General features: G+C 71.0%; 12 protein-coding genes. 9 read left to right on the plus strand and 3 right to left on the minus strand.

Annotation, left to right across the window (positions count from 1 at the left end; translation table 11 throughout):
- Positions 1–47: 47 nt before the first annotated feature.
- On the minus strand, positions 48–830 hold the full coding sequence (locus Q0D75_RS15945) for a glycosyltransferase (protein ID WP_291055560.1): 783 nt from the start codon (positions 828–830) through the stop codon (positions 48–50).
- Positions 827–2,179 carry a hypothetical protein gene (locus tag Q0D75_RS15950; protein WP_291055563.1) on the minus strand — a complete coding sequence of 451 codons (1,353 nt, stop codon included), beginning with the start codon at positions 2,177–2,179 and terminating at the stop codon, positions 827–829. The genes Q0D75_RS15945 and Q0D75_RS15950 overlap by 4 nt, the downstream gene beginning before the upstream one ends.
- 56 nt (positions 2,180–2,235) lie before the next feature.
- Between Q0D75_RS15950 and Q0D75_RS15955 the strand changes: the two genes are divergently transcribed.
- From Q0D75_RS15955 to Q0D75_RS15995, 9 genes are all read left to right on the plus strand, one after another.
- Positions 2,236–3,252 carry a glycosyltransferase gene (locus Q0D75_RS15955; RefSeq protein WP_291055566.1) on the plus strand — a complete coding sequence of 339 codons (1,017 nt, stop codon included), beginning with the start codon at positions 2,236–2,238 and terminating at the stop codon, positions 3,250–3,252.
- Between the two features lie 75 nt (positions 3,253–3,327).
- A complete protein-coding gene (locus Q0D75_RS15960; RefSeq protein ID WP_291055569.1) occupies positions 3,328–4,089 on the plus strand; it encodes a glycosyltransferase family 2 protein in 762 nt (253 codons plus the stop codon).
- Positions 4,086–4,469, plus strand: coding sequence for a DUF2304 domain-containing protein (locus Q0D75_RS15965; RefSeq protein ID WP_291055572.1), 384 nt, complete (start codon positions 4,086–4,088; stop codon positions 4,467–4,469). The genes Q0D75_RS15960 and Q0D75_RS15965 overlap by 4 nt, the downstream gene beginning before the upstream one ends.
- Positions 4,466–6,193 carry a DUF2142 domain-containing protein gene (locus Q0D75_RS15970; RefSeq protein ID WP_291055574.1) on the plus strand — a complete coding sequence of 576 codons (1,728 nt, stop codon included), beginning with the start codon at positions 4,466–4,468 and terminating at the stop codon, positions 6,191–6,193. The genes Q0D75_RS15965 and Q0D75_RS15970 overlap by 4 nt, the downstream gene beginning before the upstream one ends.
- 153 nt (positions 6,194–6,346) lie before the next feature.
- Positions 6,347–8,026 carry an asparaginase domain-containing protein gene (locus tag Q0D75_RS15975; RefSeq protein ID WP_291055577.1) on the plus strand — a complete coding sequence of 560 codons (1,680 nt, stop codon included), beginning with the start codon at positions 6,347–6,349 and terminating at the stop codon, positions 8,024–8,026.
- Positions 8,027–8,050: 24 nt separating this feature from the next.
- Positions 8,051–9,124 (plus strand): LLM class flavin-dependent oxidoreductase, encoded by a 1,074-nt coding sequence (locus Q0D75_RS15980; RefSeq protein WP_291055580.1) that lies wholly within the window; start codon positions 8,051–8,053, stop codon positions 9,122–9,124.
- 3 nt (positions 9,125–9,127) lie between these two features.
- Positions 9,128–10,474: an NtaA/DmoA family FMN-dependent monooxygenase gene (locus Q0D75_RS15985; protein WP_291055583.1), complete on the plus strand. Its 1,347-nt coding sequence runs from the start codon at positions 9,128–9,130 to the stop codon at positions 10,472–10,474.
- A gap of 13 nt (positions 10,475–10,487) precedes the next feature.
- Positions 10,488–11,363 (plus strand): GntR family transcriptional regulator, encoded by an 876-nt coding sequence (locus Q0D75_RS15990; protein WP_291055586.1) that lies wholly within the window; start codon positions 10,488–10,490, stop codon positions 11,361–11,363.
- Positions 11,364–11,531: 168 nt separating this feature from the next.
- Positions 11,532–12,857 (plus strand): HNH endonuclease signature motif containing protein, encoded by a 1,326-nt coding sequence (locus Q0D75_RS15995; RefSeq protein ID WP_291055590.1) that lies wholly within the window; start codon positions 11,532–11,534, stop codon positions 12,855–12,857.
- A gap of 260 nt (positions 12,858–13,117) precedes the next feature.
- On the opposite strand, the gene Q0D75_RS16000 is transcribed toward Q0D75_RS15995, so the two are convergent.
- Entirely contained in the window at positions 13,118–14,422 is a 1,305-nt protein-coding gene (locus Q0D75_RS16000) for an MFS transporter (RefSeq protein WP_291055593.1), read from the minus strand.
- Between the last annotated feature and the right edge of the window lie 6 nt (positions 14,423–14,428).

The following is a 14,428-nucleotide window of genomic DNA, read 5'->3' on the forward strand; positions in this document are numbered from 1 at the left end:
CCCTATGAGCGCCGTTATAGGGCCAAAATCGACGGCTCGCGAAGAGTTCAGCTTCGAGCGCGGCGGGCGGCTCGGGCCCGGCGGGCGACACGCGCGCGGCGCGACGCCTCGGCGGTGAGGCGGGCGAAGCGGCGGCGGGCGGCGAGGATGGTGGGGAGGCCGCGGATGCCCAGGGGGGTCTGGTTGCTGTCGTGCAGGCGGCGTTCGACGACGACCTCGTCGAGGTGACGGATGCTGTGGCGCACGTTGCCGGTGATGGCGATCCAGATGTCGTGCGACTCGGTGACGTACTCGGGGATCGGCAGGATGCCGCCGTCGATCGCCTCGCGCCGGAAACCCATGGCGCATCCGAAATACGGCCGATAGCCGATCATGATCGCGAACAGGTTGGCCAGGTACCGGCGCGAGCCCCGGGCCCGCAGCGGCGGGTACCAGAGCCGGGCCCCGTTCCGGCCGAGGATGCTGTGGTTGCCGGCGACCACGAGCGAGCGGGAGAGGCCGGCGATCATGAGCTCGTGGCGGCCGGGGGTCCACACGTCGTCTTGGTCGGAGAGGAACACGAAGCGGCCCCGCGCCCGGCGGATGGCGGCCTCGAAGGCGCGCACGTAGCCGACGTTCGTGTCGGTCTTGGTGAGGAACACCCGGGACTCGCCGAGCCGGTCGATGGTCGAGACGATCACCGCGGCCGTGTCGTCGGGCGAGCAGTCGTCGACGATCACGAGTTCGTCGTCGGGCCCCAGCTGCGCCACGATCGACTCGATCTGCTCGGCGACGTACTCGGCGCCCTTGTAGGTGGCCATGCAGACACTGGCCCGGATGCCGCGGCTCATGCGATCCCTTTCGGCTCGTCGGTGGGAGAAGGAGCGCCGGCGGGAGGGGAGGTGTGGCCGGAACCGGCCGCGCGATCCGACTTCCGCGGCCGCAGTGCCAGGTAGTGGATCGCGAGCCCCGCGAGCGGACCGAGCAGAAGGCTCAGCACCGCGCGCAGTTCGATCGGCAGGGGCAGCAGCAGGAGGAGAACGGCCAGCACCGTCGCCGCGATCCACCCGCCCGAGTAGGCGCGGTGCTTGTCGAGCGCGAGGCACAGCGCGCCCGTGATGGTGACCAGGGCGAGCATCCCAGCGGCCAGCACCAGGCCGGCGACGGTCCAGGAGCCGACGACGTAGTCGGGCCCGTACACGAGCGTCAGCAGCCACGGCCCGAGCAGCCCGCCGAGCACCGCTCCCCCCACCGCGATCAGCGCGATCAGGCGGCCCACCGGTGCGAGCGCCCGCAACCCGGCCGAGCGGTTGTTCACGAAGTGCGCGATCGCCACGCCCTGATAGGCGTTCAGCGGGATCAGCAGCGGCGCCCGGGTGAAGCTGATCGCCAGCAGCAACCCGGCGGCCGCGCGATAGACCTCGTGACTCGAGGTGAGGCTGAGCAGCACGGGGAAGCCCACCACCAGCACCGCACTGGAGCCGGAGGCCAGGCAGGCGTGCCCCACCCGCTTCAGGAAGTCGCCGAGGCCGGCGTCGGCCCGCGCCCGCCCTGCCGAGCGCAGCGTGGGCGAGAACAGCAGCCCGATCAGCCAGGCCAGTGTCGAGATGCTCGCCGCCACGGCGAAGCCGGCCACGGTCGCCGCCACGACGGCGGCCGCGCCCACCAGGGCCAGCCGCAGCAGCGAGTCTCCGATCAGCAGGCGCGTGTAGGTCGACCACTGCAGCCGCCCACCCAGGATGCCCACGATCGTGGCGTGGCCGGAGAACAGCGCGACCCCGCAGCTGAGTGGCACGGCGAGCGCGGTGGAGTCGGGCCCGAGCACGAGGGGTGCCCACCAGAACCCGGTCGCCCACAGCAGCACGCCGATCGTGACGCCCACCACGAGGCCCACGGGAAGCATCCGGGGCTCACGCCGCTCGGCCGCCGGGCGGGGGTCGCGGTCGCTGACGTGCACGGCACGCGTGGTCTCGGCCGACAGGCCGCCCAGGATGCCGAACCAGACGAACAGGAACGACCAGAAGGTGAGGAAGACGGTGGCGGATGCGACATCCGCACCGAAGGCGATCGGCACGATCAGCAGAACCGCGAAACCGACACCCGCGGAGATCAGCGAGGCCGCACCGACGCCCACGAACGAGCGGCGGCCGATGGTGGGGCCGGATGCGGAACCGTCCTGGGCACCGCTCGGATCGGTCATAAGGTGCAAGCATAGTAGTCGCCGTCTCGGAGGTTCCGGGGCGCCAGGGAGGTTCTGTGAACGCCGCCACCACCCCCGGTCGACCGGGCGCCGCCGACACCGCACCGGATGCACTGCGCACGGTCGCGGCCGTCGTGACCGCCTTCCGGGCGGGCGAGAACCTGGTGGAGCTGGTGGAGACGCTCGCTCCCGTGCTCGGCGCGGTCGTCGTGGTCGACGACGGCAGCGGCACCGGATCGGACGCCGTGCTGGCTCGGGCCCAAGCCGCCGGCGCGACCGTGGTTCGGCATCCGCAGAACCGCGGAATCGCCGCCGCGCTGAACACCGGCATCGCCGCGGCACGCGCCGCCGGCGGCAGCGCACCCGTCGGCACCACCCCGCCCGCGCCGGCCGCCCCCGCCCCAGCACCCGCCTTCGTACTCACCCTCGACCAGGACTCCCGCATCGATGCCGCGCTGATCCAGCGCCTGGTCGCGACCGCCCGGGACGCGGCCTCAGCCGGACTCCCGGTCGGCCTCGTCGCCCCCGCCCGCATCGAAGGGCTGCCCTCGGCCGCCGTCTCGAGCGAGAAGGGCTTCCTGATCGGCGGAACCCCCATCCAGTCCGGCATGCTCATCCCCGTCGACACCGTGGATGCCGTCGGCCCGTTCGCCGAAGCCCTCTTCATCGACGGGGTCGACACCGACTTCGCGTTGCGGGTGACCGCATCCGGCCGCCGCGTACTGCTGGCCATGGGCACCGAGCTCGGCCACAGCCTCGGCGAGCGTCACACCCCCCGCCTGCTCGGCCGCCCCGTCGCCCTCGGCGGCGCGCCCGTGGCCCTCGTCGTGAGCAAGCCGTTCCGCTACTACTACCTCGTGCGCAACCGCATCCTGCTGAACCGCCGCTACGGCCGCAGCCACCGTGCCTGGACCGTGCAGCAGACCCTCGCCGACCTCCGCCACTGCGTCATCGTGCAGCTGCTCCTGCCCGGCCGCCGCGCCCGGGGCCGCGCGATGCTTGCCGGTCTCCGCGCCGGCTGGGCCGGCCGGGCCGGCCGCATCCCCTCCCCCGTGGAGGCTCAGCTCCGCTGACCCTCACCCTCGCTGCGGCCGCGGCACGCGGGCTCCCAGGGCTCCTGCGGGAGGCCCGTAGCTATGATGGGGGTCATGCCGACCGCCCTCGAACGCACGCTGATCGTGATGCCCGCGTTCAACGAAGAAGAGGCGGTCGGGGCCGTCGTACGCGAGGTCTTCGCCACCGCTCCGGGGGTCGCCTGCCTCGTGGTCGACGACGGATCGCTCGACGCCACGGCCCGTGAGGCCGAGGCCGCCGGGGCCACCGTGCTGCGGCTGCCGATCAACCTCGGCGTGGGCGGCGCCATGCGCGCCGGGTTCAAGTACGCCGTGGCATCCGGCTACTCCAACGTCATCCAGGTCGACTCCGACGGGCAGCACGACCCTCGCGGCATCGAAGAGCTGGTGGCCCAGCTCGGGCGCTACGACCTCGTGCTCGGCGCCCGGTTCGCGGGCGTCGGCGACTACGCGGTGCGCGGCCCCCGCCGCTGGGCGATGCAGGTGCTCTCGGGCATCCTGTCGAAGATCACCAAGACGAAGCTCACCGACACCACCTCCGGTTTCCGGGCCAGCGGGCCGCGCGCGGTGGCCCTGTTCGCGCAGCACTATCCCTCCGAGTACCTCGGCGACACCGTCGAGTCGCTCGTGATCGCCGCCCGCTCGGGCCTCACCGTCACCCAGGTGCCCGTCGCCATGCGGCCGCGGGCCGGCGGCGTGCCCTCGCACAACCCGTACAAAGCCGCGGTCTATCTCGGCCGCGCCGGCATGGCCCTGTTCGTGGCCCTGATCCGCCCGCGCATCACCATCTCCGAGCCGCCGGCCTCGACCGCGGCGATCCCGGTGGTGAGCGGATGAGCGTCGCCAGTTACATCCTCGGCATCGTCGCCGCGCTGATCGTGCTCGGCGTGGTGATCGAGTCGCTGCGCCGGCACCACCTGCGCGAGCGCCACGCCATCTGGTGGCTGGCCGCCGGCGTGATCGCCTTGATCATCGGCGTGTTCCCGAACCTGCTCGGCGCCCTGGCCGGCCTGTTCGGCGTGACGGTACCCACCAACCTGGTCTTCTTCCTCAGCATCGCGGTGCTGTTCCTGGTGTCGATCCAGCACTCGGGCGAGCTCACCGAGCTCGAGAGCGAGACCCGCACCCTGGCCGAAGCGGTCGCCCTGCAAGACCTGCGCATCAAACAGCTCGAGACGTCCCTCGCCGAGGCCCTCGAGACCCGAAGGAATCCATGACGTTCGCCCCCGCATCATCCGGAGCCCGCTCCTACGGCCAAGGCGACGGCACGGTCTCCGCACCCGGCAGCGCCGCCGGATCGGCGTACGGCTCGCAGCCCGCCCCGCGCCGCTCCGTCTGGCGCTGGCTGCTGCTGCCCTGGATCCTGCTCTCGGTGCTCGGGGCGCTGTGGGCGCTCGCCACCCCGATCGGCGGCTCGCCCGACGAGCCCGCCCATGTGGTGAAGGCCGGCTCCGTGGTGCGCGGCGAGCTGCTGCCGAGCGAGATGATCCCGAGCGGCGGCGTGCTGCACGTGCCGGCCGCCCTCGCCTACGAGTACTCGCAGGGCTGCTTCGCGTTCTTCGCCGACGTCTCGGCCGCCTGCGCCCCGGCGTTCACCGGCGACCCGAACGAGATCGTCGAGAGCTACTCGGCCGCGAGCCTCTACAACCCGGTCTACTACTGGATGGTGGGCTGGCCCACGCTGATCGCGCCCGACTACACGGGCATCTACGCCATGCGGATCGTCAGCGCCGTGCTCACCGCGTTCTTCCTGGCCGCGACGTTCTGGATGATCGGCGCCTGGCGCTCGCACCGCCTGCCCACGCTCGCCGTGATGGCGGCGATCACCCCCATCGTGCTCTACCTGATGGGCACGGTGAACCCGAACACCCTGGAGTTCACCGCCGGCCTCGCCCTGTTCGCCGGCATGCTCGGCATCGTGCTGCAACCCGATCCACGACTTCTCGACTCACGCCTGACGATGGTGGTGATCGCGGCCGCCCTGGTGTGCAACACCCGCGGCATCTCGCCGCTCTGGGTGGCGGTGCTGCTGGTGCTGCCGCTCATCCTGCTCACCGGGCGCGAGCTGGGCGCGCTGCTGAAACGCCCCGGCGTCATCATCAGCATCCTGCTGATCGCCCTCGGCGCCGTGGCGAGCATCGGCTGGACGCTGTCCAGCAACTCGCTCGGCACCGGTCCGAGCGCGACTCCGGATGTGGTCTCCGAGGCCCCGGGCGTCGGCCTCACCCCGGTGGAGGGCTTCTTCGCCATGATCGGCCAGTTCTACCTGCAGGCCCGGCAGATGGTGGGCATCCTGGGCTGGCTCGACACCCCGTTGCATCCGACGGTCTACTTCGTCACCTACGCCCTGGTCGGACTGCTCGCGCTCGGCACGATCATCTGGGTGCGCGGCCGCAAGCTGGTGTTCGTGATCGCGCTGGGGCTCGCGTTCTTCTTCCTGCCGCCGTTCATCCAGTCGTTCTACGTGACCAAGGGAGGGCTGATCTGGCAGGGCCGTTACACGCTCATCCTCGCCATGGCGCTGCTGCTCGGGATGGCGGCGTGCATCGCCGCATCACCGCGCTTCCTGCGCTGGACCCGCGGCCGCTGGGTGCTGACCGTCGTGGCCGTGCTGGCCGGCGCGGCCTGGACGTATGCGGTGGCCTATTCGTTCCAGACCACCATGCGCCGCTTCGCGGTCGGCTACGAGAACGAGTGGGCGCAGGTCGCCGATCCGGGCGCCTGGGTGCCGCCGCTCGGCGCCATCCCGCTCACCATCGCCTTCGCCGTCACGGCCGCACTGTTCGCCCTCTGGGTGGTGCTGGGAGGTCACGACCGCCGCCGCTCCACCTTGCAGCCCGCGACGCCCATGGCGTTCCCGGGCGACCCCTACGGCCTGCAGACACCCCCGCCCTCCGCCGGCCGGCACCCGCTCGACCCCGCCTTCCCGACCCGCATCTGACACGCGGCCGCCGGGCCGGGCTCGGCGGCGCAGCCCGGCGGAGCCCGGCGGAGATCCCCGTGGTTCCGGGCCGAGCGCCGTGTCGCGGGTGGCGAAGCGCGGTGATCACACAGCAGCAACGTCGGTGAAACACCGCCCGCCTACGCTTCGGGAATGGCCTCCACCCCTGCCGCTCGCGCTCGCATCGTGATCTTCTCCGGCCCGCGCGCCACCATCCAGAACAGTCCCGCCCTGCGCACCAGCCAGTCGGTGCGCCGCGACCGCGGTCTCGCCGGGGCCGACACGGGTCTCCCCGAATCGCTGCGCGCGCAGCAGCTGGCCGCGCCGGTCACCGTCTACGTGTCGGCGTTCTCGGCGCATCCGCTCGAAAAGGATGCCGCCGAGCTCTACGGCCCCGTCGACGGCTGGCTCGATCCGGAGACCGGCGCGTTCTCGACCGAGGAATCCACCGGCGCCACTCCCGTCTACAGGGTCACCCTCGACCCGGCCGACGGCCCCTTCCCCCTCCCCTACGCCGCCACGCAGGCGAACGGGCAGCCATGGGACGGGCCCTTCGACGACGCCGGCACCGCGCGCCAGCTGTTCTATCCCGACGCCTCGCGGATCGTGCGCGAGATCGATCACTTCGGGCTCGACGGCTACGGCGCCAACAACCTGATGAGTGACTTGGCCGACTTCGACTTCGTGCGCGCGGCGCCCTCCGGCGGCTACACCAAGGGGCAGCCCGCCGCCGAACGCACCGACACCCCGACGCCCGCCGGTCACCGCGGCGAACCGGGCGACCTCGCCCCCGAGACGCTCGGCGAGCACTTCTTCCCCTACATGCCGATGCGGCAGGAACCGGCGCTGCCGACGCTCGCCGCCCTCACGAACATCGTCTTCGACACCCTCGCCGCCGGCGACTATGACGGCGCCATCTGGCTCGAGGGCAGCCCCACCACCGAAGAGACGGTCTACTGGTTCAACCTGCTCATCCCCACCACGAAGCCCCTGATCGGCAACTGCTCGCAGTACGGCCACGGGGTGTTCGGCAACGACGGCGACCACAACCTGGTGCAGTCGGCCACCTACATCGCCTCGAAGGTGTGGGCGGATGCCGAGGGCCACGACCGCGTCGGCGCCGTGATGATCCAGAACGGCCAGGTCTTCACCTCCCGCGAGGTGCAGAAGGCGGATGCCCGCCCCGGCGGCTACATCGCCTACGGCGGTCACGGCGGCATCGTGGGCAACACGGTCGAGGAGCCGGTGCTCTCGTTCGTACCGGTGGCCCGGCACACCCACACCTCGGCTCTGTCGCTCGATCAGCTGCCCACCGCCGTCACCGGCATCCACGGGTCGCCCGTGCCCACGCGTGACGAGAACGGTCACCTGCTCGCCGACGCGCTGCCCAAGGTCACGATCGCGCGCTACGTGAACTACGGCCAGGACGACTTCTCCGACTCCGCCGACAGCGAGGTCGAGATCCTCGCCCGCATCCAGAAGAACCTGCGCGACCATCCGCTCTCGGGCATCGTGGCCGAGGGATCGGCCCCGTACGGCGGCGTGTACGAGTCGATGCGCGCCGCGCTGCTGCAGGGCGTGTTCCGCGGCATGCCTGTCGTGGCCGTCGGTCGTGGCGGCGGCGGCTACGCCTTCGGCCAGTCGACGCTCGGCGGTCTGCTCATCCGCGGCAGCAACCTCTCGGCGCCGAAGGCGCGCATCCTGCTGATGGCGAGCCTGCTGAAGTTCGGCGCGCTGCCGGTTCCGGCCGATCCGGATGCTCCGACCCCCGCCGAGCTCGACGCCATCCGCCAGAAGGTGGCCGAGTACCAGGCCGTCTTCGACACGCACTGATCTCCCGACCGATAGGAGCACCACATGGTCAGCTACGGAGTCTTCCTCCCCGTCGGCAACAACGGCTGGATCCTCTCGACCACCTCACCGCAGTACGAGCCGACCTTCGCGCTGCAGCGCGAGGTCGTGGCGCGCGCCGAGAAGCACGGCTTCGACTTCGCGCTGGCGATGCTGAAGTATCGCGGCTACGGCGGCGAGACGCAGCACTGGAACCACACCATCGACCCGATGACGCTGATGGCGGCGCTGGCCCCGATCACCTCGACGATCAAGCTCTACGCCACCGTCTCGCCGCTCAGCTACAACCCGATCGTGGTGGCCAAGATGGCGCAGCTGATCGACGAGATCTCGGGCGGCCGCTTCGGCATCAACCTGGTGGCCGGCTGGAACCGCAGCGAGTACGCCCAGATGGGCGCCTGGCGCGGCGACGACTACTACGGGTACCGCTACGACTACCTCAGCGAGTTCACCCAGATCCTGCTGACCGCGTGGGAGACCGGCCGGGTCACCTTCCAGGGCGAGTACTTCGACATCGAGGACTGCGAGGTGGCCCCCGTTCCCGCGGGTCACATCGACCTGATCTCGGCGGGCACCTCGGGGCGCGGTCGCCGCTTCGTGGCCGAGTACGCCGACTACCACTTCGGAGCGGGCGGTGACGCCGAGGAGGTGGCGGCCTCGAACTCCGCCCTCGCCGAGGCGAGCGCGAGCCTCGGCCGCACGCCGGGAGCCTTCGCGCAGACCCTCGTCATCCTCGGCGACACGGATGCCGACGCGGCCCGCAAGGTGGAGCTCTACACCCGGGGCGTCGATCGCGGGGCCGTGGCCGGCATGGTGCGCGAGTACTCCAACGACACCTCCACCGACGGCTCCAGTGCGATGGTGGCGGAGAGCCACCGGGCCGAGGTGTCGCCGTTCTACGGCGGCCGCGCGCTCGTGGGCTCGCCGCAGACCGTGGCCGACCACCTCAACGCCATCGCGGCCGTGCCGGGCACCGCGGGCACCATGCTCACCTTCGACGACTTCCTCGAGGGCGTCGACCGCTTCGGCACCGAGGTCATGCCGCTGCTGGACCACCTGCCGGCGACGAAGGAAGGCTGACCCGTGCCCTACCAGATGAGCCTCGCGCTCGACCTCTCGTTCTCGCACCACCAGGGCCGCTGGCGGCTCCCCGGCTCCTGGGCCGGCCGCGACTTCCCCGACCTGCGGATGTACCGCGAATTGCTGCTCGCCGCCGAGCGCGGCTGCCTCGACATGGTGTTCTTCGGCGACGGAACCGGCATCCCCTCCACCTACGGCGCCTCGATCGATCCGGCCGTCGAGTGGGGCATCGGCTTCCCCCGGCAGGACATGAGCCCGTTCATCGCGGCGCTCGCCCAGGACACGCAGCACATCGGCTTCGGGCTCACCTACTCGTCGACCTTCCTGCATCCGTTCTACGTGTCGCGCCTGCTCAACTCGCTCGACATCGTGACGAACGGGCGGATGGCCTTCAACGTGGTCACCTCCTCGCGGGGGGCGGATGCCGCCAACTTCGGCTTCGACGAGCTGATGGACCACGACGCCCGGTACCGCCGGATGGAGGAGTTCGTGCGGGTGTGCCAGGAGCTCTGGCGCAGTGTCGACCGCGACGCGTTCGTGTGGGACCGCGAGACCGGCATGGTGGCCGAACCCGGCAGCATCCGGGCCATCGACCACCACGGGGAGTTCTTCGACGTGGCCGGGCCGCTGAACACCGTGGCGAGCCCGCAGCAGGCGCCCGTGCTGATCCAGGCCGGCGGATCGCCTCGCGGCATCCGCGCCTCGGCCGGCTTCGCCGACGTGGTGTTCGGCGGGGCGTTCGCCGAGGCCGACCGGGTGCGCCACCGCACCGCCCTCGACCAGGAGCTGCTCGCCGCCGGCCGCGACCCGTCGCGAGTCGGCATCCTGTGGGATCTGCACCTGATCGTGGGCGACACCCCGGATGACGCGCGCCGGCGCAAGGAGCAGCTGGCCGACTTGCTGCCGCCCGAGGCCTCGGCCGCCCAGTTCGCCCACAACACCGGATACGACTTCGCCTCCCTGCCCGCGCGCTTCACGCTGGAGGAGCTGCAGGCCGAGGTGATCGCCAAGCAGGCCAGCCCGATGGGCTTCCGCGATCTCGTGAACGAGCACGGCGCCACCACCGAGCTCAGCCGCGAGGAGTTCTTCGACTCGCTCTGGAAGGTGGCCACCGGGTACGAGCACACCGTCGCGGGCAGTGCCGCCGAGGTGGCCGACTACCTCGAGGAGTCGTACGAGTCGACCGGCAGCCGGGGCGGTTTCATGATCGCGCACCCGCAGGTGACGCCTCGCGACCTGATCGACGTTGTCGGGCTGCTGGTGCCCGAGCTGCAGCGCCGCGGGCGGTTCCGCACCCGCTACGACGGCACGACGCTGCGAGACACCTTGGGAGTGCCGGAGTTCGCGTGAGAGGCTCGAGTCGATGACGAGCGCCACCTCAGACGACCAAAACCCGGCCGATGAGCCGGGGCAGACCGACGACGCCCAGCGCGTGGATGGGTCCGTGCACCCGGCGCGACCGTTCGGCGGCTCCGGGCCCCGGCGGCGCAGCTTCACCGACGACAAGATGCTCGACCTCGGTCAGCACCGACGCCAGGATGAGGCCAGGCGGCTTCGCGATCTCGTGTCGGCCTTCGTGCTGGCCGCCGCCGACAGCGGGCAGCGGTTGCCCTCGGACGAGGAGATCGCGCGCGAGTTCTCCTGCACCCGCAACACCGCCCGCATCGCGATGCAGATGCTCGTGCAGGAGAACACCATCGGCCGCACGGCCGGGCAGGGCACCTACGCCCACAGCCGTCCCACCACCTGGCGCACCGACCGTCTACTCGACATGCTGCGGATCGACCCCGCCCCGCTCGAGCACGACTACCTGCTGATCGGCTGGCGCGAGACCTCCGCGGTGCCCGCATCGATGGCCGCGGTGTTCTCCCCCGACACGACCCGGATGGCGGTGTTCGAGCGCGTGGTGCTCTACCGCAATCGGCCCGGTTCGCTCCGCACCTACTACGTTCCGCTGCGCGACGAGGACGATTTCACGCGCAGCGACGCGAACGACGACGTGCTCGAAATCTTGGAGGGCCGCTTCGGCCACCGGCCGCTCAGCGCCTCGCGCCAGATCAGCGCGATATCGGCCGACCTCTCGGCCGCCGAGCTGCTCTCGGTCGACGTGGGGTCGCCGCTGCTATTCATCGAGACGACGGTGCGCTCGGCCGCCGGCCACGTCGTGATGGTCTACCACGGCCGCCAGCGCTCCGACCAGGTGCGCGTGGAGCTGTCCCCGGCCCGCGTCGAGCTCTAGTTGTGGTCCTTTCCAGGGCGGCGTGGTCCGGCGCGCAATCACCGTCCGGCTCAAATTAATCGAGCTTTCATCAGGTCTTTCTGATAGAATCTCAGTATGCAGACAGTAGCTCGACTCCAAGGGATCGCCGCCGATCTCCGTGGCGACGAGGGCGAGATCAACGCCGCGATGGCAGGGCTGCAAGACGAGGATCTGCTGGAGGTGATGGCCGCTATTGAGGCGGCCGGGCGGGCGCTCTCGGCCTGGCAGATTCGGGTGGCCGGTGAGGTCGGGGTGCGGTCGCGCAGCGAGCTCGGGGACGAGGGGTTGAGCAGGTCGCAGAACTTCACCAGCCCGGTCAAGCTCGTCTCAACCATCACTGGCACGTCAGCACGCGAGAGCAAGGCGCGGCTCGAGATCGGGCGCAAACTACGCGGGGCGGTGCTACTGGGTGGCGGTGAAGGGCCGGCCCCGTTCCCGGCCGTCGGCCGGGCCCTCGACGAAGGCTCCCTCGGGGTTGAGACGGCGTCGATCATCGTGACCCGGTGCGCCGAACTGTCGGAGCGCGGATGCGCCCCCGAGGTTGTGGCCAGCGCCGAGCAGACCCTCGTCGACGAGACCCTCACCAACCACCTCACTGCCGATCAGACCTCCAGGCTCGCCATTCATCTTCGTGAGGTCATCGATCCCGATGGTGCGGAGCCTCGGGATGAGCGACTCCAGCAGCAGCGCTCCCTCACCATCAGCCAGGCCAGTGACGGGATGATCCGCGGCCGGTTCGCCCTCACACCCGAACAGGGCAGTGTGTGGCTGGCGAGCATCCAGGCCATGCAAAGCCCCCGCATCGCAGGATCACCCTCCAGTGGACCGCGGTTCCTGACCGAAGACGAATACGTGGCACACACCGCCACCGCCGACATTCGCACGCAGGCGCAGAAGAACTCCGACACCGTCACCGAACTCATCGCCCGCGCTGCCGGCGCCCCTGACATGCCGCGCCTCAACGGTGCCACCACCACCCTTAACGTGCACATCACTCTCGACAACATCGAGGCGGGGCGCGGGGTCGGCTGGATTGATGGCATCGACGAGCCCGTTCCCGCTTCCACCGTGGCGCAGTTGCGCTGCACCTCCCCGATCGCGGTGACCCTGTTCAGCGACCGTGGCGCGGTGCTGTACCACGGCAAGACAGAACGGCTCTTCACTGCGGCTCAGAATCGGGCGCTCGCGGCCCGAGATGGCGGATGCGTGTGGCCCGACTGCGACCGGCCCCCCTCATTCTGCGAAACACACCACGCAGATGAATGGGTCTCCGCCGATCACCCGCCGGGACGTACCGATATCGACAACGGCGTGCTGCTCTGCCATTTCCATCACTCGCACCTGCACAAGTCATCCTGGAAACTGACCATGCATGCGGGTGTGCCCCACCTCATCCCGCCGAGGTGGATCGATATCGAGCAGACGCCGATCCCGACCACCCGCCGACGCACCACCCAACGCCCAGCCGCCTAACCACGCACGCCCGTCTCCGCGAACCGGGCACGGTCATCGTGGGCAAGCGCGAAGCGCGCGGCAGACCCTCGCCGAGCCAACCATCCAGGCACCGAACCGTACGGGGGCTGCCGCGCGCTCCGCGCTTGCCGACGATGATCATGGCTGGGTCGGCAAAGCCTGATCGCACCCGGGGCAGGTGAGGATCGCTTGTGACCGTCCCTGCCGGCCAGGGACATGACCGGATCGCTTCCACGAAGACAAGGCGTGGGTGTCATGGGCTATCCGATCACACTTCTCCGCCCGGGGCGGAGCGAGGGGGCGAGCACGGCCAGGGCGACCAGCAGCACAGCCGCGATGACGGCGACCGCGGCGAGGTCTCCGGAGGCGGCCGCGAGCGCGAACACCAGAAGCGGGCCGACGGCGGCGCCGACGTCGCCTGCCGTGCGGGTGAGCCCGACCACGGCGCCGGCCGCCGCCGGAGCGAATCGCTCGCTCGTGACGACGTTCGGCACCACACCGGCCACGCTCGTGGCCAGGTAGTACAGCACGATCGCGGCGCCGAAGCCGAGCGGCCACGTGAGAAATGGGAACGCCAGCAGCACGGCCGCACCGACGACTCCGGCGGGCACGAGCACCGTGAGCCGCGCACCGCGGTCGACCAGCCTCCCTATTCCGGGCAGCACCGCGATGCTCACCACCGTGCCCACCGCCATCGCCACGCCCAAGCCCAAGGGTGAGAGACCGCCGGTGCCGTAGGCCAGCACCGGGATGAGACCCTGCTCCCCCGCGAAGCGCGCCAGGAAGGTGGCGAAGGAGAACACCACCAGGCCCACCACCAGCCGCCGGCCACTGGAGCGCTCAAAGCCAGTGGGATCTGCGGACTCCGCAGCTACCGGAGACGTCGAAGCGCCGTGCGGCTCCGGCACGGGCTCGAGTACGGTCGCCGACACAGGCACCTCCGGCGAGCGCCGGAACGCACCCCAGTAGTGTCGCGCCGGCCGCAACAGGTCGACCCCGAGGCACAGCAGCAGCGGCACCGCCGCCACGGCGAACGCCGCGGTCACGCCCCAGCCCTCCACCACGACCCCGCCGAGCAGCGCACCCACCGCCGACCCGCTCATCTGCACCACGGTCGCCGTCGCCATCGTGCGGCCCCGCCGATCCGCCGGCGCCCCCGCCACCAGCACCGCGAAGCCGATCGTCACCGCAGCACCGCCCAGCACGCCCGCGAGCAGTCGCGCGCCGAGCAGCAGCGGCTCCGAGTCGAGCAGCCCGGTCACCGCGGTCAGCGCCACCAGCAGCACCGAGACCACCTGGAGGAAGGGCCGGGGCGGGATGCGGCGGAGCGCGAGCCCCGCCGGCACGTTGGCCAGCACCCGCCCGATCGCGAAGGCCGCGATCAGCAGGCCGATGCTGCCCACCCCGATCCCGAACCGCTCGACCAGCAGCGGCAGCGCCGGCACGATCACGCCCCAGGTCATCTGCACCGACGCGATGAACGCGCAGACGAGGATCGCCTGCGCGTTCATGCCGAGCGGAGCGGATGCCCGCCCGGCCGCCCCACCACCGGCGGCCGGGGGCATCCCCGG

The organism is Herbiconiux sp. (genome assembly GCF_023264855.1).
Lineage (GTDB): Bacteria > Actinomycetota > Actinomycetes > Actinomycetales > Microbacteriaceae > Herbiconiux.